Origin of the sequence: Variovorax sp. (assembly GCF_965279555.1) — a bacterium.
Lineage (GTDB): Bacteria > Pseudomonadota > Gammaproteobacteria > Burkholderiales > Burkholderiaceae_C > Variovorax.
In genome coordinates, this window is record NZ_OZ257247.1 from 2,051,953 (window position 1) to 2,073,230 (window position 21,278).

General features: G+C 66.7%; 21 protein-coding genes. 17 read left to right on the top strand and 4 right to left on the bottom strand.

Annotation, left to right across the window (positions count from 1 at the left end; translation table 11 throughout):
* Nucleotides 1–30: 30 nt before the first annotated feature.
* The 4 genes from epsC (at nucleotide 31) to ACQY8B_RS09980 (ending at nucleotide 4,113) form a co-directional block, all read left to right on the top strand.
* Nucleotides 31–948 (top strand): serine O-acetyltransferase EpsC, encoded by a 918-nt coding sequence (gene epsC / locus ACQY8B_RS09965; RefSeq protein WP_422086550.1) that lies wholly within the window; start codon nucleotides 31–33, stop codon nucleotides 946–948.
* Nucleotides 945–1,214 carry a helix-turn-helix domain-containing protein gene (locus ACQY8B_RS09970; RefSeq protein ID WP_422086551.1) on the top strand — a complete coding sequence of 90 codons (270 nt, stop codon included), beginning with the start codon at nucleotides 945–947 and terminating at the stop codon, nucleotides 1,212–1,214. Before epsC ends, ACQY8B_RS09970 begins: the two co-directional genes overlap by 4 nt.
* 64 nt (nucleotides 1,215–1,278) lie before the next feature.
* Nucleotides 1,279–2,211: a family 2A encapsulin nanocompartment shell protein gene (locus tag ACQY8B_RS09975; RefSeq protein WP_106934382.1), complete on the top strand. Its 933-nt coding sequence runs from the start codon at nucleotides 1,279–1,281 to the stop codon at nucleotides 2,209–2,211.
* A 66-nt stretch (nucleotides 2,212–2,277) separates the two neighbouring features.
* Nucleotides 2,278–4,113, top strand: coding sequence for a family 2A encapsulin nanocompartment cargo protein cysteine desulfurase (locus tag ACQY8B_RS09980; protein ID WP_422089171.1), 1,836 nt, complete (start codon nucleotides 2,278–2,280; stop codon nucleotides 4,111–4,113).
* Here ACQY8B_RS09980 and ACQY8B_RS09985 read toward each other — a convergent pair.
* The gene (locus ACQY8B_RS09985; protein WP_422086552.1) at nucleotides 4,086–5,063 is read right to left on the bottom strand and encodes an alpha/beta hydrolase family protein; all 978 of its coding nucleotides are present in this window, start codon (nucleotides 5,061–5,063) and stop codon (nucleotides 4,086–4,088) included. The two genes, ACQY8B_RS09980 and ACQY8B_RS09985, sit on opposite strands and share 28 nt — an antisense overlap.
* A 117-nt stretch (nucleotides 5,064–5,180) precedes the next feature.
* On the opposite strand from ACQY8B_RS09985, the gene ACQY8B_RS09990 reads away from it, so the two are divergent.
* On the top strand, nucleotides 5,181–6,539 hold the full coding sequence (locus tag ACQY8B_RS09990; protein WP_422086553.1) for a tryptophan 7-halogenase: 1,359 nt from the start codon (nucleotides 5,181–5,183) through the stop codon (nucleotides 6,537–6,539).
* Here the strand turns inward: ACQY8B_RS09990 and ACQY8B_RS09995 are convergent.
* Together ACQY8B_RS09995 and panE are read right to left on the bottom strand one after the other, a co-directional pair.
* A complete protein-coding gene (locus ACQY8B_RS09995) occupies nucleotides 6,526–7,197 on the bottom strand; it encodes an Asp/Glu/hydantoin racemase (RefSeq protein WP_422086554.1) in 672 nt (223 codons plus the stop codon). The genes ACQY8B_RS09990 and ACQY8B_RS09995 overlap by 14 nt on opposite strands.
* Before the next feature lie 4 nt (nucleotides 7,198–7,201).
* Nucleotides 7,202–8,134: a 2-dehydropantoate 2-reductase gene (gene panE / locus ACQY8B_RS10000; RefSeq protein ID WP_422086555.1), complete on the bottom strand. Its 933-nt coding sequence runs from the start codon at nucleotides 8,132–8,134 to the stop codon at nucleotides 7,202–7,204.
* A 207-nt stretch (nucleotides 8,135–8,341) separates the two neighbouring features.
* Here panE and ACQY8B_RS10005 point away from each other — a divergent pair, with 207 nt between their 5' ends.
* The gene (locus ACQY8B_RS10005) at nucleotides 8,342–8,896 is read left to right on the top strand and encodes an NADPH-dependent FMN reductase (RefSeq protein WP_422086556.1); all 555 of its coding nucleotides are present in this window, start codon (nucleotides 8,342–8,344) and stop codon (nucleotides 8,894–8,896) included.
* Between the two features lie 70 nt (nucleotides 8,897–8,966).
* On the opposite strand, the gene ACQY8B_RS10010 is transcribed toward ACQY8B_RS10005, so the two are convergent.
* Entirely contained in the window at nucleotides 8,967–9,614 is a 648-nt protein-coding gene (locus ACQY8B_RS10010; protein ID WP_422086557.1) for an FMN-dependent NADH-azoreductase, read from the bottom strand.
* 134 nt (nucleotides 9,615–9,748) lie between these two features.
* Between ACQY8B_RS10010 and ACQY8B_RS10015 the strand changes: the two genes are divergently transcribed.
* The 11 genes from ACQY8B_RS10015 to ACQY8B_RS10065 all read left to right on the top strand — a co-directional run bounded on the left by ACQY8B_RS10015 (nucleotide 9,749) and on the right by ACQY8B_RS10065 (nucleotide 21,277).
* On the top strand, nucleotides 9,749–10,663 hold the full coding sequence (locus ACQY8B_RS10015; protein WP_422086558.1) for a LysR family transcriptional regulator: 915 nt from the start codon (nucleotides 9,749–9,751) through the stop codon (nucleotides 10,661–10,663).
* A gap of 127 nt (nucleotides 10,664–10,790) precedes the next feature.
* Nucleotides 10,791–11,432 (top strand): peroxiredoxin, encoded by a 642-nt coding sequence (locus ACQY8B_RS10020; RefSeq protein ID WP_237674402.1) that lies wholly within the window; start codon nucleotides 10,791–10,793, stop codon nucleotides 11,430–11,432.
* A 139-nt stretch (nucleotides 11,433–11,571) separates the two neighbouring features.
* Nucleotides 11,572–12,147: an RBBP9/YdeN family alpha/beta hydrolase gene (locus ACQY8B_RS10025; protein WP_422086559.1), complete on the top strand. Its 576-nt coding sequence runs from the start codon at nucleotides 11,572–11,574 to the stop codon at nucleotides 12,145–12,147.
* On the top strand, nucleotides 12,144–13,160 hold the full coding sequence (locus ACQY8B_RS10030) for a sulfate ABC transporter substrate-binding protein (protein WP_422086560.1): 1,017 nt from the start codon (nucleotides 12,144–12,146) through the stop codon (nucleotides 13,158–13,160). Before ACQY8B_RS10025 ends, ACQY8B_RS10030 begins: the two co-directional genes overlap by 4 nt.
* Nucleotides 13,161–14,048 carry a sulfate ABC transporter permease subunit CysT gene (gene cysT, locus ACQY8B_RS10035; RefSeq protein WP_422086561.1) on the top strand — a complete coding sequence of 296 codons (888 nt, stop codon included), beginning with the start codon at nucleotides 13,161–13,163 and terminating at the stop codon, nucleotides 14,046–14,048.
* A gap of 1 nt (nucleotide 14,049) precedes the next feature.
* Nucleotides 14,050–14,952, top strand: a complete 903-nt coding sequence (gene cysW / locus ACQY8B_RS10040) for a sulfate ABC transporter permease subunit CysW (protein WP_422086562.1) — start codon at nucleotides 14,050–14,052, stop codon at nucleotides 14,950–14,952.
* A gap of 19 nt (nucleotides 14,953–14,971) precedes the next feature.
* Nucleotides 14,972–16,069, top strand: coding sequence for a sulfate/molybdate ABC transporter ATP-binding protein (locus tag ACQY8B_RS10045; RefSeq protein ID WP_081269401.1), 1,098 nt, complete (start codon nucleotides 14,972–14,974; stop codon nucleotides 16,067–16,069).
* On the top strand, nucleotides 16,066–16,569 hold the full coding sequence (locus tag ACQY8B_RS10050) for a disulfide bond formation protein B (RefSeq protein ID WP_422086563.1): 504 nt from the start codon (nucleotides 16,066–16,068) through the stop codon (nucleotides 16,567–16,569). Before ACQY8B_RS10045 ends, ACQY8B_RS10050 begins: the two co-directional genes overlap by 4 nt.
* Nucleotides 16,570–16,726: 157 nt before the next feature.
* Nucleotides 16,727–17,881, top strand: coding sequence for a macrolide transporter subunit MacA (gene macA, locus ACQY8B_RS10055; protein WP_422086564.1), 1,155 nt, complete (start codon nucleotides 16,727–16,729; stop codon nucleotides 17,879–17,881).
* The gene (gene macB / locus ACQY8B_RS10060; protein WP_422086565.1) at nucleotides 17,878–19,878 is read left to right on the top strand and encodes a macrolide ABC transporter ATP-binding protein/permease MacB; all 2,001 of its coding nucleotides are present in this window, start codon (nucleotides 17,878–17,880) and stop codon (nucleotides 19,876–19,878) included. The genes macA and macB overlap by 4 nt, the downstream gene beginning before the upstream one ends.
* A complete protein-coding gene (locus tag ACQY8B_RS10065) occupies nucleotides 19,871–21,277 on the top strand; it encodes an efflux transporter outer membrane subunit (RefSeq protein ID WP_422086566.1) in 1,407 nt (468 codons plus the stop codon). Before macB ends, ACQY8B_RS10065 begins: the two co-directional genes overlap by 8 nt.
* The last annotated feature ends 1 nt before the right edge of the window (nucleotide 21,278 follow it).

Consider the following 21,278-nt stretch of genomic DNA (forward strand, 5'->3'; position numbering starts at 1 on the left):
GAATCAGACTTCCACGGGAGAACAGTACACATGGCCCATTTCGAAGTGAGCGACATCGTCCGCGCGCTGCACGGTGTGCGCGACGAATGGCGCGATTCGCAGCGCCGCTCGCGCGAGCCCGGCGCACGCGAGTTTCCGTCGCGTGACGCGCTCGCGCAGATCGTCGAGTCGCTGAAGGGCGCGCTTTTTCCGATGCGGCTCGGCCCGCCGGACCTGCGCCACGAGAGCGAGGATTTCTACGTCGGCCACACGCTCGATGCCGCCCTGCAGGCGCTGCTGTTGCAGGCGCGGCTGGAGCTCAATTTCAACGCCCGCCACGAGCCGCGCTCCGCGAGCGAAATCGACGATGCCGCCACGGAGGCAGTGCGCCGTTTCGCAACCGCGCTGCCGGGCCTGCGCCGCCTGCTCGACAGCGACGTGCTTGCCGCATACCAGGGCGACCCCGCCGCGCGCAGCGTCGACGAGGTGCTGCTGTGCTACCCCGGCGTGCTGGCGATGATTCACCACCGCCTCGCCCACGAGCTGTACAAGCTCGGCCTGCCGCTGCTGGCGCGCATCGTCGCGGAGCTGGCGCACGGGCAGACAGGTATCGACATCCACCCCGGTGCGCAGATCGATGCGGGCTTCTTCATCGACCACGGCACGGGCGTCGTGATCGGCGAGACGGCGGTCATCGGCAAGCGCGTGCGGCTCTACCAGGCGGTCACGCTCGGTGCCAAGCGCTTTCCGACGGACACCGAAGGCAACCTGCAGAAGGGTCTTCCAAGGCATCCCGTGGTGGAAGACGATGTGGTCATCTACGCCGGCGCGACCATCCTCGGGCGCGTCACGCTCGGCAAGGGCGCCGTCATCGGCGGCAATGTGTGGATCACCGACGACGTGCCGCCGGGCGCGAGCGTCACGCAGGCCAGCCTGCAGAACGCGCCCAAGGCAGGTGGAGCAGCATGAAACCATTCGTCGAAGACTTCGGAGTCACCATTCGCCAGCTGCGCGAGGGCAAGGGCTGGTCGCAGGAGGAACTGGCCGAGCGTTCCGATCTGAACCGCTCCTACGTGGGCGAGATAGAGCGGGGCCGCGTCATCCCGTCGATCGTCACCGCGCAGAAGCTGGCCACCGCATTGGGCATCAACATGGTCGGCTTGCTCATGCGCTGCGAGCAACTGGAGCAATCGCGTCTTGCAAGAAGGATCAACTTGGCGGCTATAGCCTGTTGAGGGAAAACCCGTGGCCGCCGGACACTGGCGTCCACTTTTTCCTCAATCCACGGAGCCCTGATCCATGAGCGCAACAGTTGGTGGTACGACCGCCCTTGGCGACAACGCCGCAAGACAGCTAGCCAATGCCACCAAGACCGTTCCCCAGCTCGAGACCATCAGCCCGCGCTGGCTGACGCACCTGCTGCAATGGGTGCCGGTGGAGGCGGGCATCTACCGCGTCAACAAGGTCAAGAACCCCGAGTCGATCAAGGTCACCTGCACCTCGCGCGAAGAAGAGAACCAGCTGCCGCGTACCTTCGTGGACTACGAAGAGAACCCGCGCGAGCACTACCTCAATGCCGTGAGCACCGTGCTCGACGTGCACACGCGCATCTCCGACCTCTACAGCAGCCCGCACGACCAGATCAAGGAGCAGCTGCGCCTGACGATCGAGACGATCAAGGAGAACCAGGAGAGCGAACTCATCAACAACCCTGACTACGGCCTGTTGGCCCAGGTGACGGAAGAGCAGCGCATCTTTCCGCTGACCGGCGCACCAACGCCTGATGACCTCGACGAGCTGCTGACCAAGGTGTGGAAGGAGCCCGCCTTCTTCCTCACGCACCCGCTGGCCATTGCCGCCTTCGGCCGCGAAGCCACGCGCCGCGGCACGCCGCCGCCGACCGTGAGCCTGTTCGGTTCGCAGTTCATCACCTGGCGCGGCATTCCGCTGATTCCGTCGAACAAGGTGCCTGTGGCCGACGGCAAGAGCAAGATCCTGCTGCTGCGCGTGGGCGACAAGCGCCAGGGCGTGGTGGGCCTCTTTCAGCCGGGGCTGTCGGGCGAGCAGGGTCCGGGCCTGTCGGTGCGCTTCATGGGCATCAACAACCATGCGATCGCGTCTTACCTGATCTCTCTGTACTGCTCGCTCGCAGTGCTGACCACCGACGCGCTGGCGGTGCTCGACGACGTCGAGATCGGCAAGTACCACGACTATCCCGACACCTACAAGTAAGCCGCTGTGAGCAGCACTCCATCGATTCCGGGCGAGGCGCCGTTCGACCCGGCCATCCTCGCTCGCATGGCGAGCGCCATGTTCTCCGAGGTGCCGGGCGCGCAGTTTCCCGCCAACATCGCGCCGCCGGGTTCGCCGCTGGTGAGCCCCGCGGGCTTCGGGCCGAGCGTGCCGGGCACGCCGATTCCGCAGGGGCAGATTCCGGGCGCCAACCTGGTGCCGGCATCGCCCACGCAACTGCCTTCGCTCGCCAACCGAGCGCCGGCCCTACTGCCGCATGCCACGGCGGGGAATGGCGTGCCGGACAGCGTGCTGTCGGTGGCGCCGGCTTTCGAGCCGCGCTCGGGTGGTGCGCTGCTTGGCGTGCCGCAGCAGGTGAATGCGCCTTCGGCAACGCAGGCGGACGCGTCACCGTTCTACTTCCTGAGCAACAGTTTCGGGCATCCGTCTGCCGGCGCGGTCTCTGAGGTGTCTGTGCCTCCACAGAGCGCGGGGTTGCCCCTCACCCCAACCCTCTCCACGGAGGGGCGAGGGGGCAACCCCCAGTTCTATTTCGTCGACGCGGTGCGCCTGCCCAGCGGCTTCTTCACCCCCGCCAAGACCGACCCGCGCGGCCCCGACGCCGCGCCGCTGGCCGGCAGCGGCCAGCATCCGCCGTTCGACGTCCATGCCGTGCGGCGCGACTTTCCGATCCTGCAGGAGCGGGTGAACGGCAAGCAGCTCGTGTGGTTCGACAACGCGGCCACCACGCACAAGCCGCAGTCGGTCATCGACCGCATCGCGTACTTCTACGAGCACGAGAACTCGAACATCCACCGCGCGGCGCATGAGCTGGCTGCGCGCGCAACCGACGCCTACGAGGGCGCGCGCGAACGCGTTCGCCGGTTCATCAACGCGCCGGAAGTCGAAGAGGTGATCTTCGTGCGCGGCACCACCGAGGCCATCAACCTCGTGGCCAAGAGCTGGGGCGGGCAGCACGTGGGCGAGGGCGACGAGATCATCGTGTCGAACCTCGAGCACCACGCCAACATCGTGCCGTGGCAGCAGCTTGCCGCCGCCAAGGGCGCGAAGCTGCGCGTGATTCCGGTGGACGATTCGGGCCAGGTGCTGCTCGACGAATACCGCAAGCTGCTCAACGACCGCACGAAGATCGTCGCCGTCACGCAGGTCTCCAATGCGCTGGGCACCGTGGTGCCGGTGAAGGAGATCGTCGAGCTGGCACACCGCGCGGGCGCCAGGGCGCTGGTCGACGGTGCGCAGTCGGTCTCGCACATGCGTGTGGACGTGCAGGACATCGGTGCCGATTTCTTCGTGTTCTCCGGCCACAAGGTGTTCGGTCCGACCGGCATCGGCGTGGTCTGGGGCAAGCGCGAAGTGCTCGAAGACATGCCCCCGTGGCAGGGCGGCGGCAACATGATTGCCGACGTGACCTTCGAGAAGACCGTGTTCCAGCCGATCCCCAACAAGTTCGAGGCCGGCACCGGCAACATCGCCGACGCCGTGGGGCTGGGCGCGGCGATCGACTACGTCAACAAGGTCGGCATCGAGAACATCGCGCGCTACGAGCATGACCTGCTGGTTTACGGCATGGCGCAGCTCGGCGCGATTCGCGGTGTGCGGCTGATCGGCACGGCGGCAGACAAGGCCAGCGTGATGTCCTTCGTGCTCGACGGCTACACCACCGAAGAAGTGGGGCATGCGCTGAACGAGGAGGGTATTGCGGTGCGCACCGGCCACCACTGCGCGCAGCCGATCCTGCGGCGCTTCGGTGTCGAGACGACGGTGCGGCCTTCGCTGGCGTTCTACAACACCTTCGACGAGGTTGACCGGCTGGTGGCTGTGGTGCGGCGGCTGGCGGGGCAGCGGCGCGCGGGTCAGGGCAAGGGCTTCGGCGCGAGGTGACGCTTGAAAAAGACGACCACCTGGGCGTCAAAGTCCGCGTGGAACGCGACGCGGTCGAAGCCGGGCGCGTCGGTGCAGATCTCCGGCGCGCTTTTCGCCAATGCAGGAGAGCAGGGCGCCAGGAACGCGAAGTGCCCGGCGTTGGCCGCCAGATGCCACTCCGGGGGAATGGGCAGGTCGCGCCGCAGCTCTTCCACGTGGTGCGGCAGCACGCCGTCGCCACCATAGGCGGAACCCCAGAGCTGGATTGGTACCGTCACGTCCTTCAGCCCCTTGGCGTCGAAGGCGCTCAGCGGATCGACGATGACCGCCGCCTTGATGCGCGGGTCGCGTCGCGGCAGTGGCGGCATTTCGTTGCGGCGGATCTCGCCGCACAGCGGAACCTTCGATTCGGGCGGGCAGAGGTCTTCGCGCAATTTGTAGTTAGGAACGGCGCCGATCGCGGCGAGCCCGGTGTAGCCACCGCGTGAGAAGCCGAAGAAGCCGATCCGCTCGGGGTCGAGCTTTGCGCGGCCTGGCCAGGCGGTCAGCATGTAGTCGACCAGCCGCTTCATGTCCTCCGGCCGGGTCGCGAAGGCCGACAGGTAGCCCTGCCGGCTCAGGTCGCGGAAGTTGTCGCCGGGGTGGCTGATGGCCGCGACGACAAGACCCGCGTCGGCCAGCGCGGCGTCGGTGTCGTGGTGCCCCAGAAATGAGCCGCCGGTGCCGTGCGAGACCACGACCAGCGGCAGGGCCGCTCCGGCCACGGGGCAGTTCCTGGCGCCGGCAATGACCAGCGTGTCGAGCGTGATCGTGGCTGCCGGGCCATCGCAGGGCGACCACACGGCGCCTTGGAGGGCCGGCCCGTCCTTGTCGGCCGGCACCTCGATGAAGCTGAACCCCGCGGCGTGCGCAAGGGTGGCAGACAGGCACAGCGTGCCTGCCAGGGAAAGAAGGCGTGGAAGGTTCATGGCCCGAGTCTGCCGCCGGCGCTTGGGCGCCGCTTAGCCGACTTTGCGCTCTTTGCCGGGTTAACGAATGGCGCGCTATGCTTGGAGATTGTTAACACTCGTGATGCTTGCCACCGCATGTCCCTGCCTCAAGCTTCTTCCCCCACGCCTTCGGCCGCCGACGAATCCTGTGACGTGATGGTTGTCGGCGGTGGCCCCGCCGGCTCGACCATTGCGGCATTGCTGGCCCAGCAGGGCCGCAAGGTGGTGTTGCTCGAGAAAGCGCATCACCCGCGCTTTCACATCGGCGAATCGCTGTTGCCCGGGAATGTCGAGCTGTTCGACAAGCTCGGCGTGCGCGACCAGGTCGAGAAGATCGGCATGCCGAAGTTCGGCATCGAGTTTGTCTCGCCGGAGCATGAGCACCGCAGCTACGTGGACTTTGCCGAGGGCTGGGACAAGTCGCTCGACTCCGCCTGGCAGGTGCGCCGGTCCGAGCTCGACGAGCTGCTGTTCCGCAACGCGGCAACGCGCGGTGCGCAGACGATCGAAGGCTGCAAGGTGCGCGACGTGGCGTTCGATGCAGACGGCGCCACGATCAAGGCGGAGATGGACGACGGCGCGAAGCGCAGCTGGCGAGCGCGCTTCGTGGTCGACGCCACCGGGCGCGACACCCTGCTGGCCAACAAATTCCGCTGCAAGGAAAAGAACCCCGACCACAACAGCACGGCCGTGTTCGGCCACTTCACCAACGCCGAGCGGCTCGAAGGCAAGAAGGAAGGCAACATCAGCATCTGCTGGTTCCCGCACGGCTGGTTCTGGTTCATTCCGCTGGCCGACGGCACCACCAGCGTGGGCGCGGTCTGCTGGCCGTATTACCTGAAGACGCGCGACAAGCCGCTGAAGGACTTCTTCTACGACACCATCGCGCTGTGCCCGGTGCTGCAAGAGCGGCTCAAGAACGCCACGCTGGTCGACGACGCGGTGCATGCCACGGGCAATTTCTCTTACACCAGCACGCACGCCACCGGCGACCGCTACCTGATGCTGGGAGACGCCTTCACCTTCATCGACCCGATGTTCTCGTCGGGCGTCTACCTTGCCATGCACAGCGCCTTCGACGGCGCGAAGCTGGTGGCGACCGCGCTCGACCAGCCGGCCGGGCTGGCGGCGGCGCGCCAGGGCTTCGAGGCCATGATGCGCAAGGGGCCGCGCGAGTATTCGTGGTTCATCTACCGCGTGACCAACCCGACCATCCGCGACATGTTCATGCATCCCGGCAACCCGTTCCGGGTGAAGGAGGCGCTGATGTCGCTGCTGGCCGGCGACATCTACAACGGCACGCCGATGTGGAACGCGCTGCGCATGTTCAAGGTGCTTTATTACGGCATTTCGATTGCGAACTTCCGCCGCACCTGGGCAGGCTGGAAGCGCCACCGCTTCAACACCCGCGACATGGGCATGTTGAAGGGCGAGACCATTCTCAAGTCGGACTAGCTGCTGCGGCAGCTACCGCAGCGACGTGCGCCACGCCCAGCGCAGGGCTGCTGAGCACGTCGATGCCAAGGTCCGCGAGCAGCGCGGTGGCGGGCGCCATCGAGGCCTGGGCCAGCACCACCACGTCGGCCGAGGCGGCTGCCTTGCGAATGGCGACTGCCAGCGTTTCGGCATAGCGGGCGATGTCGCCGGCTTCGAAATGCGGCCATGCGCCGGCGATGAGCAATTGCCCGGGCTCGACAAGCACACCCGCGTTCGAGGCTGCCGATAGCACCAGGTCCACGGTCGGCGCGAGCGTGCTCTGAAGCGCGGCGGCCACCAGCACGCGCGGGCCGGTGCGCACTGCGCGGTCGGCCATGGCGCGGTCGATGCGCAGGGCCTTGAATCGGCCTTCCGTCGGCGTGTGTTCGGCGATGCCGCCGATGGTCGAGCAGGTGCAGGCCACGACCTTGGCACCGCCTGAAGCCGCCTCTTGCATGGCGGCGTGAACGCGAGCCACCAGCGCCGCGTCGGAAACACCGACGACGCGTGCATCGGCGAGCAGGTCGTCGCGCACCACATGGCGTGCCGGCAGGCCCGGCGCGGCTTCGCCGAGCAGCCGCTCGAAGGTTGGCACATGGGCCTGCGCCGTGTGCAGGAAGGCGATGGCGTGTTGCACCGCGTCAGCCCGCGGTGCGGGCGCGCTGGGCTTCGTAGGCCTTGAGGTGGACGTAGGCCGTGCGCAGCACCGAAGGCGTCGTCGCATGGCCCGGCGCCGTGCGGCTCAGCAGGTCGCCGACGATATGGTCGGCCTCTACCGGCGCGCCGCGCACGATGTCCTTGTACATCGATGCCGTCATCGGCGAGCCGGCTGCGGTCATGATGGCCCGGCCGCGCTGCACGGCCGCCGGGCGCGGCGCGAAGCCGTTGTGTGCGGCGATGGCGCAGCATTCGCCGAAGATCGACAGCGCCACGTCTTCGCCGCCGGCCGCCATGATGTCGCCGATGGACGCGCGCATCAGGCTGGTGAGGCCCGCCGCCGATGCGATGAACACCCACTTCTCCCACATGTCCTGCGAGATGGTCTCGCTGGCGTTGCCGTCGAACTTTGCGCCGGCGAACTGCGCCGCGATGGCGTCGACGCGGGCCGAGCGACCACCGGCGCGCTCGCCGTAGCTCAGGCCGTGCGTGTCGTTGAGGTGCAGCACGCGGCCTTCGTCATCCAGAGTGGCGGAGATCATGCACAGGCCACCCAGCACCTTGTCTTCGCCGAAGCGCGTGACGAGGCTGTCGATGTGCTTCATGCCGTTGAGCAGCGGAAGAATCACAGTGTTCGGCCCCACCGCTGGAGCGAACGAGTCCATCGTCGATTCGAGGTCGTAGGCCTTGCTGCCGGCGATGACCACGTCGTAGTGCCCGTCGATGCCATCCGCCAGTACATGCCTGGGCGCTGGAAGCTGCAGGTTGCCGAACGTGCTCTGCACCACCAGCCCGGTCTTCGCGAGCTGCGCCGCGCGGCGCGGTCGCAGCAGGAAGGTGACGTCGCGTCCAGCTTCCAGCAGACGACCGCCGAAATAACCACCGAGTGCGCCGGCACCCACCACCAGAAATCTCATCGCGTGTCGCTCCTGAATCAGTCGAACCAAAAAGATCGACGGCGATGATGCCCGGGATTGCGGCGGGCTGCTTCAGGCCGGTGATTTCTCCGGCAGTCTTCAGGAGTCGGCGCGGCGCGATGGGCTTTTTAAGATAGGGTCATGGAGGGTTCGCATAATCGCGTCGGTCATTCCGACTCTGACTCTTCCATTCAAGGAGTTCCATTCATGGCACAGATCCGCATCGCCGTTCTCGTCGGCAGCCTTCGCAAGGATTCGTACAACCAGAAGCTGGCCCTAGCGCTGGCCCATCTCGCCCCGGCCGATGTCACCTTCGAGCATCTGCGCATCGACGACCTGCCGGCCTATAACCAGGACGACGACGGCAATCAGGCCGCCCCGGTGAAGCGCCTGAAGACCGAGATTGCAGCGGCCCAGGGCCTGCTGTTCGTCACACCCGAATACAACCGCTCGATTCCCGGCGTGCTGAAGAACGCCATCGACCATGCGTCGCGCCCCTATGGCCAGAGCGCCTGGGCCGGCAAGCCCGCGGGCGTGGTGGGTGTGTCGGTCGGCGCCATCGGCACCGCGCTGGCGCAGCAGCATCTGCGCAACATCCTGGCCTACCTCGACGTGCCGACGCTGGGTGCGCCCGAAGTGTTCCTGCAGGCCAAGGAAGACCTGTTCGACGACAAGGGCCACATCGGCAACGAAGGCACGAAGAAGTTCCTGCAGGGCTGGATGGACAAGTACGTGGCCTGGGTCAAGACCCACTCGGCCTGAGCGCAGCGCGCGCCAACGAAAAAGCCGCCCGTGAAAGCGGCTTTTTTTCATGGCGCGGGGCCAGTCAGGGTCAGGCGACTTGCGCCACGTCCTTCTGGTTGGCGGCTTCGCCGGTTGCCACCAGCATGTCGGCGCGGGCCGAAGCCAGCGCGGTGGCCCTGGCGTCGTCGCCCATGGCCACGCCTTCGGCGCGCACGATGCGCACGTCCGTGATGCCGAAGAAGCCGAAGACCGCCTTCAGGTAGCTTTCCTGGTGTTCCATAGCCTGGCCGCCTTCGCTGGTCGAATAGACGCCGCCGCGCGAAGAGGCCACGATGACGGTCTTGCCGCCTGCCAGGCCGACGGGGCCCTTCTCGGTGTACTTGAAGGTGCGGCCGACTTGCCCCAGGCGGTCGATCCAGGCCTTGAGTTGCGTCGGGATGGAGAAGTTGTAGAACGGCGTGCCGATGACGACCACGTCCGCGGCCAGGAACTGGCTCACGAGCTTTTCCGACAGCTCGTTTTCACGCTTTTGCGCTTCGGTCGGCTGGGCCTGCACGCCGGTCTTGATGCCGAGCGAGTCGGCGCTGAAATGCGCGGGAGCGTCGATGGCCAGGTCGAGGTATTCGACGGTGGTGTCGGGGTGGGCGGCGCGCCAGGCGGCCACGGTCTCGGCCGAGAGCAGGCGCGAGGTGGAGTTGGCGGCGAGGATGCTGGAGTCGATGTGGAGCAGCTTCATGATCAGTCAATCACTTTCTTGGGGCTGTCGGCACTCAAGTTGGCCGGCAATATGAGAATTCTATTTTTGGATGCAGTGGCCGATAAGTAGCCAAAATTGGCCTAGTTTGTTCTGTTTGCAGGACAATGAGCGGCATGCAGGACCTCAACGACATGGTTTTCTTCGCCGAAGTGGCCGAGCGGGGCGGCTTTGCCGCCGCCAGCCGGGCCCTGGGCATTCCCAAGTCGCGCCTGTCGCGCCGCGTGGCCGACCTGGAAGAGCGGCTGGGCGTACAGCTGATGCAGCGCAGCACGCGGCGGCTTTCGCTCACGCCGGCCGGCGAGATCTACCTGCGCCACGCCTCCGCCATGCGCGACGCGGCGCAGGCCGCTGCCGAGGCGGTTGCGCAGGTGCAGACCGAGCCCAGCGGACTGGTGCGGCTGAGTTGCCCCGTGACCATCGCGCACAGCGGGCTCGCACGGCTGATGCCGGTCTTCATGGCGCTCTATCCGGCGGTGCGCATCGATATGCGCGTGATCAACCGGCCGGTCGACCTTATAGAGGAGGGCATCGACATCGCGCTGCGCGTGCGCCCCGTCATCGAGAACAGCACCGTGCTGGTGGCCAAGACCTTCGGCTACAGCCGGGGCGTGCTGATCGCCAGCCCTGAGCTGCTGGCGCGCCACGGGCCGGTGAACACGCCGGCCGACCTGGCGAGGCTGCCGACCGCGGCCATGTCGGTCAACGGGGACGGGCGCAGCGACTGGCGGCTGGAAGGCCCGAACGGCCAGAGCTGGGTGCATTCGCACATTCCGCGCTATGTGGCGGACGACCTGGCGACGCTGCAGGTAGGCGCGCTGGGCGGTGTGGGCGCCATCATGCTGCCCGACTACATGTGCCGGGCCGATGTCGACGCCGGCAGGCTGGTGCGGGTGCTGCCGGACTGGGGGCCGTCGCCGGTGGTGGCGCACATGGTGTTTCCGGCGCGGCGGGCGCTTGTGCCGGCGGTGCGGCGGCTGATCGACTTCCTGACGGAGCACCTGCAGAGCGTCGATATGCGGATGTTCTGAGCCCAAACCAAAGGGCAAAGGGGCGGTCGTTATGCGAAAAACGTCATATCCAAACAAGCAGATATTCGTTTGGCATTGAAGCGATGGTTCGCACAATCCGAGGCTTCCATCCAATCCAGGAGCGATCATGGCAACTTTGCGACTCGGCGACACCGCCCCCAATTTCACCCAGGACTCCAGCGAAGGCCCCATCGACTTCTACCAGTGGGCCGGCGATTCCTGGGTCGTGTTCTTCTCGCACCCTGCCGACTTCACGCCCGTGTGCACCACCGAACTCGGCAAGACGGCGGCGCTGTCGGGCGAGTTCGCCAAGCGCGGCGTCAAGCCCATCGCACTGAGCGTCGACCCTGCAACCAAGCACAAGGAATGGATCGGCGACATCAACGAGACGCAGAACACCACGGTCAACTTTCCCATCATCGCGGACGCCGACCGCAAGGTGGCCGACCTGTACGACCTGATCCACCCGAATGCCTCGACAACGGCCACGGTGCGCAGCGTCTACATCATCGATCCGAAGAAGATCATCCGCACGACCATCACCTACCCGGCGTCGACCGGCCGCAATTTCGACGAGATCCTGCGTGTGATCGACTCCCTGCAGCTCACGGACAGCCACAAGGTGGCCACGCCCGTGAACTGGAAGGACGGCGACGACGTGGTCATCGTGCCGAGCATCCAGGACCCGGCCGAACTCGCCGAGCGCTTTCCCAAGGGCTTCAAGGCCGTCAAGCCTTACCTGCGCATCACGCCGCAACCCAACAAGTAAGCAAGCGAGAGCCGCCAGTGAAAGCTTCGACCCTCCTCCCAGGAACACCGCGGAACCGGCTTTGCCGGGCCGCTGGTGTTGCCCCCGGCGAGGGGCGTGGAGAAGCGACACGAAGTGCGCGAAGCCTGGGGGAGTGCTCATGAATACTCGCGTTGTCATCGTGCCCGGCTGGCGCGACTCCGGGCCCGGCCACTGGCAGAGCCTGTGGGAAGAGCGCATTCCGGGCGCGGCGCGGGTGGTGCAGGACGACTGGGCATCGCCCAAGCGCGACGCCTGGGTGCCGGCGCTCGCCAAGCTGGTGCTCGAGCAGCCCGGCCCGGTGGTGATCGCCGCGCACAGCCTCGGCTGCATCGCCACGGCGCACCTGCCGCCAGAGGCGGCGGCCCGCATCCAGGGTGCGCTGCTGGTGGCTCCGGCCGACCCCGAGCGCCGCGCCGTGCTCTCCGACTTCGCGCCCGTGCCGTATGCGGCGCTGCCGTACCGCAGCATCGTGGTGGCCAGCAGCAATGACCCTTTTTGCCCGATCCGCCTGGCTGGTGCATATTCGCGCGCCTGGGGAAGCGAGTTCGTCCGCATGCAGAATGCGGGCCACATCAACATCGACTCGGGACACGGGGACTGGCCGCTGGGCCTCGCCTTGCTCCAGTCCTTGACCGACGAGCCCGCCGCCTGGTCGGCGGGCCGTGAATTTTCAGAAACTTTGGCAATCACATGACTTCCAGAATAAAGACCTTCATCGCCGTGCTCGCGCTTGCGTCCTCCGCACTCGCCGGCGGCAACGCCTTCGCCCAGGGCACGTCGCTGCTGAACGCCTCGTACGACGTGGCCCGCGAGTTCTACAAGGACTACAACGCGGCCTTCGTGGCGCACTACAAGAAGGCCACCGGCAAGGACGTCAAGATCGACCAGTCGCACGGCGGCTCCAGCGCGCAGGCCCGCGCGGTGGCCGACGGCCTCGATGCCGACGTGGTGACCATGAACACCTCGACCGACATCGACTTCCTGGCCAACGCCGGCGTGGTCGCCAAGGACTGGACCAGGAAATTCCCCGAGAACGCATCGCCGACCACGTCGACCATGCTGTTCCTGGTGCGCAACGGCAACCCCAAGGGCATCAAGGACTGGGACGACCTGGTCAAGCCGGGTGTGCAGGTCGTGATCGTCAACCCCAAGACTGGCGGCAACGGCCGCTACGCCTACCTGGCAGCCTGGGGATACATCAAGAAGAAGGGCGGCACCGACGCCCAGGCCGCCGAGTTCGTCGGCAAGCTGTTCAAGAACGTGCCGGTGCTGGCGCGCGGCGGCCGCGATGCCACCACCGCCTTCCTGCAACGCAACATCGGCGACGCGCTGATCACCTTCGAATCGGAAGTGGTGTCGATCGACCGCGAGTTCGGTACCGGCAAGGTCGATTCGGTCTACCCGTCGATCAGCATCGTGGCCGAGAACCCGGTGGCCGTGGTCGAGCGCACCGTCAACAAGAAGGGCACCGGCGAGCTCGCCAAGGCCTACCTCGACTGGCTCTACTCAGAAGAAGCACAGGAAATCGCCGCCAAGCATGCGCTGCGTCCGCGCTCGCAAACCGTGCTCAAGAAGTACGCCTCGACCTTCAAGCCGCTGCAGCTGTTCACGGTGCAGGAACTGTTCGGCAGCCTCGGCGAAGCGCAGAAGGTGCACTTCAACGACGGCGGCCAGTTCGACAAGCTGTATACCCCTGGCGCGAAGTAAATGAGCGGCGCTGTTCCTTCGGCGCTCCCGTCCGCGGGAGCGCCTTTTTCGCGTGCCAACCGGGCAGGGGGCGCCAAGCGCGTGCTGCCGGGTTTCCACATCACGCTCGGCTTCTCGATCCTGTATCTGAGCCTGATCGTGCTGATCCCGTTGTCGGCGCTGGTCTTCAAGACCTTCACGCTGACCTGGGACCAGTTCTGGGTGGCCGTGACCGCCCCGCGCGTGATGGCCTCGTACCGGCTGACCTTCGGCGCCTCGCTGTTCGCTGCCATCGTGAATGCGGTGTTCGGCCTGCTGGTGGCCTGGGTGCTGGTGCGCTACAAGTTTCCGGGCAAGCGCATCGTCGATGCGCTGGTCGACCTGCCGTTCGCGCTGCCGACGGCGGTGGCAGGCATTTCGCTGACCGCGCTGCTCGCGGGCAACGGCTGGGTCGGGCAACTGCTGGAGCCGCACGGCATCAAGCTGGCGTTCACGCCGGCGGGCATCGTGATTGCGCTGATCTTCATCGGGCTGCCCTTCGTGGTGCGCACGGTGCAGCCGGTGCTCGAAGACGCCGAGAAAGAACTGGAAGAAGCCGCTACCTCGCTCGGCGCGACGCGGCTGCAGACTTTCACCAAGGTGATCTTCCCGTCGATCGCGCCGGCGCTGCTCACGGGCTTTGCGATGGCCTTCGCGCGCGCCATCGGCGAATACGGCTCGGTGATCTTCATCGCCGGCAACATGCCGATGATCTCGGAGATCACGCCGCTCATCATCATCGGCAAGCTGGAGCAGTACGACTACGCGGGTGCCACGGCGGTCGCGCTGGTGATGCTCGTTATTTCCTTCGTGCTGCTGCTGGTCATCAACGCCCTGCAAGCCTGGCAGCGTCGCAGGGCTGGAGCCTGACATGAGCGCACCTTCCAAAGTCATTCGCCGCGCGCAGGCCGGCACTACCGAATCCGCCTGGGTGCGCTGGACGCTGATCGGCATTGCGCTCGGGTTCATGTTCCTGTTCCTCGTGCTGCCGCTGGCGGCCGTGGCGACCGAGGCGCTGCGCAAGGGCCTCAATGCCTACCTCGAAGCGCTGAAGGAGCCCGACGCCTGGAGCGCCATCCGCCTCACACTGATCACGGCCGCCATCGCGGTGCCGATGAACCTCGTGTTCGGCGTGGCCGCTGCCTGGGCCGTGGCCAAGTTCGAGTTCCGCGGCAAGGCTTTTCTCACCACGCTGATCGACCTGCCGTTCGCGGTGTCGCCGGTGGTGGCGGGCCTGATCTACGTGCTGGTGTTCGGTGCCCAGGGCTGGCTGGGTCCGTGGCTGTCGGAGCACGACATCAAGATCATCTTTGCCGTGCCCGGCATCGTGCTGGCCACCGTGTTCGTGACCTTTCCGTTCATCGCGCGCGAACTCATTCCGCTGATGCAGGCGCAGGGCACCGACGAGGAGCAGGCCGCCATCGTGCTCGGCGCGACCGGCTGGCAGACCTTCTGGCGCGTGACGCTGCCCAACATCAAGTGGGGCCTGCTGTATGGCGTGATCCTGTGCAACGCGCGCGCCATGGGCGAGTTCGGCGCGGTGTCGGTGGTGTCGGGCCACATCCGGGGCCAGACCAACACCATGCCGCTGCACGTGGAAGTGCTCTACAACGAATACCAGTCGGTGGCCGCGTTCGCCGTGGCCTCGCTGCTGGCCATCCTGGCGCTGGTCACGCTGGTGATCAAGTCGGTCATCGAATGGCGCCACGAGCGCGAGATGAAAGCCATTGCCGAGCTGCCCCCGGAACGGCCCCCTGAAACCACGGCGGCCTGAGCCTGAGAGAGAAGAAATCATGAGCATCGAAATCCGCAACATCAGCAAGCAGTTCGGCGACTTCCGCGCGCTGCGCGACGTGAACCTCGACGTCGAATCGGGCGAACTCGTCGCGCTGCTCGGCCCCTCCGGCTGCGGCAAGACCACGCTGCTGCGCATCATCGCGGGGCTGGAGACGGCCGACACCGGCAGCATCCTCTTTTCGGGCGAGGACACCACCGACGTGCACGTGCGCGAACGGCAGGTGGGCTTCGTGTTCCAGCACTACGCGCTGTTCCGCCACATGACCGTTTTCGAGAACGTGGCCTTCGGCCTGCGCGTGAAGCCGCGCAAGGAGCGTCCGAGCGACGCGCAGATCAAGGCCAAGGTGACCGACCTGCTCAAGCTGGTGCAGCTCGACTGGCTGGCCGACCGCTATCCGTCGCAGCTCTCGGGCGGCCAGCGCCAGCGTATTGCGCTGGCCCGCGCGCTGGCCGTGGAGCCCAAGGTGCTGCTGCTCGACGAGCCCTTCGGCGCGCTCGACGCCAAGGTGCGCAAGGAGCTGCGCCGCTGGCTGCGCCGGCTGCACGACGAGCTGCACGTCACCTCGATCTTCGTCACGCACGACCAGGAAGAAGCACTCGAAGTGGCCGACCGCGTGGTGGTCATCAACAAGGGGCAGATCGAGCAGGTCGGCTCGCCGCAGGAAGTGTGGGACCAGCCGGCCAGCCCGTTCGTCTACGGCTTCCTGGGCGACGTGAACCTGTTCCACGGCCGTGCCGACAACGGCGCGGTGCAGCTCGACGGCATGCGCCTGGACTCGCCCGAGCACAGCGGCGCGCGCGACGCCAAGGCCCGTGCCTATGTGCGTCCGCATGACATCGATGTGACACGCTATGTGGCCGGCGCTTCCGGCATCGTCGCCACGCTGGCGCGCGCCATCGTCGTCGGCCCCATCGCGCGGCTGGAACTTGAGCCCACCGAATCGAATCCAGATAATCCGGGCTCCGGAACCATCATCGAAGCGCAACTCCCTGCGCAACAGTTCCGTGACCTGGGCTTGAAGGAAGGCGACACCGTCGTCGCCAACCCGCGCAAGGCCAGGGTGTTCGTAGAAGAAGATTGGGTATCTCCTTGATCGATTGGTACTTCGGCGCGCCGCGCCGCGCGTATGGGCTGATCTGCCTGGCCTGCGTCCTCATGCTGGCCTTCGGGCTCTATCTGCAGCACGTGGTGGGCCTCGAGCCCTGTCCCATGTGCATCGTGCAGCGGTATGCACTGGTGCTGGTGGCGCTCTTCACCGGCCTGGCCGGGGTGTTCCGCCACGTCGGCCTTCGCTTCGTGGGCGGGCTGCTCGCGTTGGTGGCTGCAATCGGCGGCGCCTACACGGCAGCCTCGCAAAGCTGGCTGCAGTGGTATCCGCCCGAAGTCGTGTCCTGCGGTCGCGACCTCTACGGGATGATCGAGACCTTCCCGCTGAAGCGCGCGCTGCCGATGATCTTCCGCGGCGGCGGCGACTGCTCGAAGATCGACTGGTCGCTGTTCGGCCTGACGCTGGCGAACTGGTCGTTCATTGCGTTCACGGTTCTCTCGCTGCTGCTGATCGTGCTGCTGGTGCGCTCGCGCCGCGCACGCTGAGACCCATCGCATCGGGCGCAATGCCCCGATGCGGCCCCGGCTTTAGGGGCGCTTAAGGAACCGCAGATAGGATGCAGTTGCAGCCTCCCCCGGTGCCCATCACGCGGTCATCCTGGCCCGCGCGGGCCGGCGGAGCGTTTCACTTCATCCTCATTGCATGCAAAACACTCCCAAGCGGCGCTCGCGCAAGCTCGTCTACGGCATCGTTGCCCTTGTGGTCCTGGGCCTGCTGTCTCTGTTCTGGCTCAGTCCGCCCAAGAAGCCCGAGTACCTCACCGCCGCGGTGCAGCGCACCGACCTCGAGAACGCGGTGCTCGCCACCGGCGTGCTGCAGGCGCTGAAGCAGGTAGAAGTGGGCGCGCAGGTCAGCGGCCAGCTCAAGTCGCTGAAGGTGGTGTTGGGGCAGACGGTGAAGAAGGGCGACTGGCTCGCCGAAATCGACCCCGTCATCTCGCAGAACACGCTGGCGCAGGAGCAGGCCAAGCTCGACAACCTGCAGGCGCAGAAGCTGGCGAAAGAAGTGCGCATCAGGCAGGCCCAGCTCAGCTGGGCGCGCCAGCAGGAAATGCTCGCCCAGGACGCCGCCGCCAGGCAGGACATGGAAAGCGCCGACGCCGAGCTGCGCGCGCTGCGTGCCGACGGCGTATCGCTCGATGCGCAGATCCGCCAGCAGCGGCTGGCGCTGGCCTCGGCGCAGACCAACCTTTCATACACGCGCATCGTGGCGCCCATCGACGGCGACGTGGTGTCCATCAGCACGCTCGAAGGCCAGACCGTGGTGGCCTCGTTCCAGGTGCCCACGCTGATGAAGCTGGCCGACCTGTCGACCATGACGGTCAAGGCCCAGGTGTCCGAAGCCGACGTGGTGCGCGTGAAGGCGGGCCAGCCGGTGTACTTCACCATCCTGGGCGACCCCGACAAGCGCTATTACGGCACGCTGCGCGCCGTGCAGCCTTCGCCCGAGAAGATCAATAACGCCGTGTTCTTCAACGCGCTGTTCGACGTGCCCAACCCCGATCGCACGCTGCGCGTCGACATGACGGCGCAGGTCGCGATCATGCTGGGCGAGGCAAAACAGGCGCTGGTGGTGCCCCTGACGGCGCTCGGCGCGCGCGACAAGGACGGCCGCCAGGAAGTGCGCGTGCTGAAGGCCGATCAGAGCGTCGAAAAGCGCATGGTGCGCGTGGGCATCAGCAACAACTTCCAGGCGCAGGTGCTGGAAGGCCTGAAAGAGGGCGACAACGTCATCACCGGCGACGCATCGGCCGTGGCCGACAAGCCCGATGGCGGCCCGCGGGGCAAGTCTCAGTGACGCAGCAGGCCGAACAGCCGCTGCTGAGCCTGCGCGGCATCGGCCGCAGCTTTCCCTCGGGCGAGCAGGAAGTGCAGGTGCTGAAAGATGTCGACCTGGACATCGGCAGCGGGGAAATGCTGGCCATCGTCGGCGCCTCGGGCTCGGGCAAGTCGACGCTGATGAACATCCTGGGCTGCCTCGACCGGCCGAGCACGGGTACCTACATGGTGTCGGGCAAGGACGTGGGCACGCTCGACAGCGACGCGCTGGCCGAGCTGCGGCGCGAGCACTTCGGCTTCATCTTCCAGCGCTACCACCTGATGCAGCACCTCACGGCCGCCGGCAACGTCGAGGTGCCCGCGGTGTACGCCGGCACCGACGGCGAGGCGCGCGACAAGCGCGCGCGCCAGTTGCTGGCGCGGCTGGGCCTTGGCGACCGCACCGAGCACCGGCCGAGCCAGCTCTCGGGCGGCCAGCAGCAGCGCGTGAGCATCGCGCGCGCGCTCATGAACGGCGGGCATGTGATCCTGGCCGACGAGCCTACCGGCGCGCTCGACAGCAAGAGCGGGCAAGAGGTGATCGCCATCCTGCGCGAGCTGCATGCGCAGGGCCACACCGTCATCATCGTGACGCACGACATGCAGGTGGCGAGCTGCACCGAACGCATCATCGAGATCGCCGACGGCGTGATCGTGCGCGACCGGCCGAACGTGCCCACGGTCGCGGCGCCCGAACAGTCCGCACAGGCAGACGACTCCACGGTACCGGGCGGTGCGATGACCCGGCCCAAGCTCGGCATCGCGCGCTTCAGCACCGGATGGGCGCGCTTTGCCGAAGCCTTCCGCATGGCCTGGCGCTCGATGATGGCGCACCGCATGCGCACGGCGCTGACCATGCTGGGCATCATCATCGGCATCACTTCGGTGGTGTCGATCGTGGCCATCGGGGAGGGCGCCAAGCGCTTCGTGCTGTCGGACATCAGGGCCATCGGCACCAACACGCTCGACGTGTACCCGGGGCGCGATTTCGGCGACGACAAGGCCTCGAGCATCCGAACGCTGACGCCGCCCGACCTCGACGCGCTGGCGGCGCAGCCCTACGTGCACAGCGTGACGCCTTCCACCTCGCGCAGCCTGCGGCTGCGCTACCGCAGCGTGGACATCAACGGCATGGTGAACGGCGTCAGCGACAGCTTCTTCCGCGTGCGCGACATCCAGATGGCGAGCGGCGCGGCCTTCACGGCCAGCGACGTGCGGCACCAGTCGCAGGTGGTGGTGATCGACCAGAACACGCGGCGCAAGCTGTTTCCCGAGGGCACCGATCCGCTGGGCAAGATCATCCTGGTGGGCAACCTGCCGTGCACGGTGATCGGTGTGTCGCAGGAGAAGAAGAACATGTTCGGCGAGAACAAGTCGCTCAACATCTGGCTGCCCTACAGCACGGGCGCGAGCCGGATCTTCGGGCAGCAGCACTTCGACAGCATCACCGTGCGCATCCGCGACGACCAGCCGACCAAGGCGGCGGAGGACAGCATCGTCAAGCTGCTCACCATGCGCCACGGCAGCAAGGATTTCTTCACCTTCAACATGGACAGCATCGTGAAGACGGCCGAGCGCACGAGCCAGTCGCTCACGCTGCTGCTGTCGCTCATTGCCGTGATCTCGCTGGTGGTGGGCGGCATCGGCGTGATGAACATCATGCTGGTGTCGGTCACCGAGCGCACCCGCGAGATCGGCATCCGCATGGCCGTGGGCGCGCGCCAGAGCGACGTGCTGCAGCAGTTCCTGACCGAAGCGGTTCTGGTGTGCCTGGTGGGTGGCCTGATCGGCGTGACGTTGTCTTACGGCATCAGCTTTCTGTTTTCGCTTTTCGTCAAGCAATGGCAAATGATCTTTTCGATGGGGGCCGTGGTGTCGGCGTTTCTGTGCGCCTCGTTGATCGGCGTGCTGTTCGGCTACCTGCCGGCGCGCAACGCTGCGCGGCTGGACCCGATAGAGGCGCTGGCTCGTGAGTAGCGCGCGTTCTTTTCTTCGGTGCACCGTGGCAGCAGCCGCGGCATTGGCGCTCGGCGGATGCACCCTGTTCCAGCCCGAGGCACGCGAGCAGCGGCCGTTGAGCGTGCCGTCTGCTTGGCTGCAGCAGCCAACGTCGGTCGCTGCATCGAATGCAGCCGCAATGCCCACCGAGCAATGGTGGACCGCATTCCGAGATCCGCACCTGGATACGCTGATCGACAACGTGCTGCGCACCAACAACGATCTGGCCGCGGCGGGCATCCGCGTGCGGCGCGCGCAATTGCAGGCCGGTCTTGCAAACACCAACCTCACGCCAAGCGTGGCGGGGCAGCTCAACACGAGCCGCGGCTATGACCTCAAGCGCGGCGGCGTGGCGGGCTCGACCTCCAGTTCGCTGGTCACGCTGAGCTACGAACTCGATTTGTGGGGGCGCCTCGCGGCACTGCGCGGCGCCGCCGACTGGGAGTCGAAGGCTACCGTGGCCGACCGCCAGGCCGCTGCGCTCGCGCTGGTCGGCACGACGGCGGGGCTCTACTGGCAGACCGGCTACCTGAACCAGCGCATTGCCCTGAGCGAGGCCGGCATCGAGGACGGCCGGCGCATCCTGGCGCTGGTGCGCACCAAGTACGCGGCAGGCGCGGTGTCTGGGCTGGACGTGGCGCAGGCCGGCCAGAACCTTGCGACGCAGGAAGCGGCGCACACGCAGTTGCTGCAGCAGCGTGTCGAGGCGCGCAATGCGCTCGCGATCCTGTTCGACCTGCCGCCGGAGCCGCTTGCGGGCGAGCCTGTGCGGCTGCCGGATGCCGACCTGCCAGTCATCGAAGCCGGCGTGCCGGCCAGCCTGCTGGGCCGGCGGCCCGATCTGCGTGCCGCGGAACTGCGCTTGCGCGGCGCGCTGGCGAATGTCGACGCGACGCGCACCGGTTTCTATCCCACGCTGAGCTTGACGGGCTCGCTCGGCACCTCGAGCACGGCGCTGGGCGATCTGCTGAAGAACCCGGTGGCCACCCTGGGTGCCGGGCTGGCGCTGCCGTTCCTGCAATGGAACACCGCGCGGCTGACAGTCGGTGTGTCGCAGACGCAGTATGAGGAGGCGGTGGTGGGCTTCAGGCAGTCGCTCTACACGGCGCTGTCCGAGGTCGAGAACGCGCTGTCGTCGCGAACGCAACTGCGTGATGAAAGCGTCAAGCTGATGCTGGCCTTGCAGGAGGCTCAGCGTGCGGAGAACCTGTCAGAGGTGCGGTACAGGGCTGGAGCGACCGCGCTGCAGCCGGTTCTGGATGCCAAGGACCGGCGCCGAACCGCCGAGGTATCGCTCGCGCTGAACCGCTTGAACCAGTTCAACGCGACGATGACGCTCTACAAGGCCCTGGGGGGCGGGGCGGTGGTCGCGCCCTAGC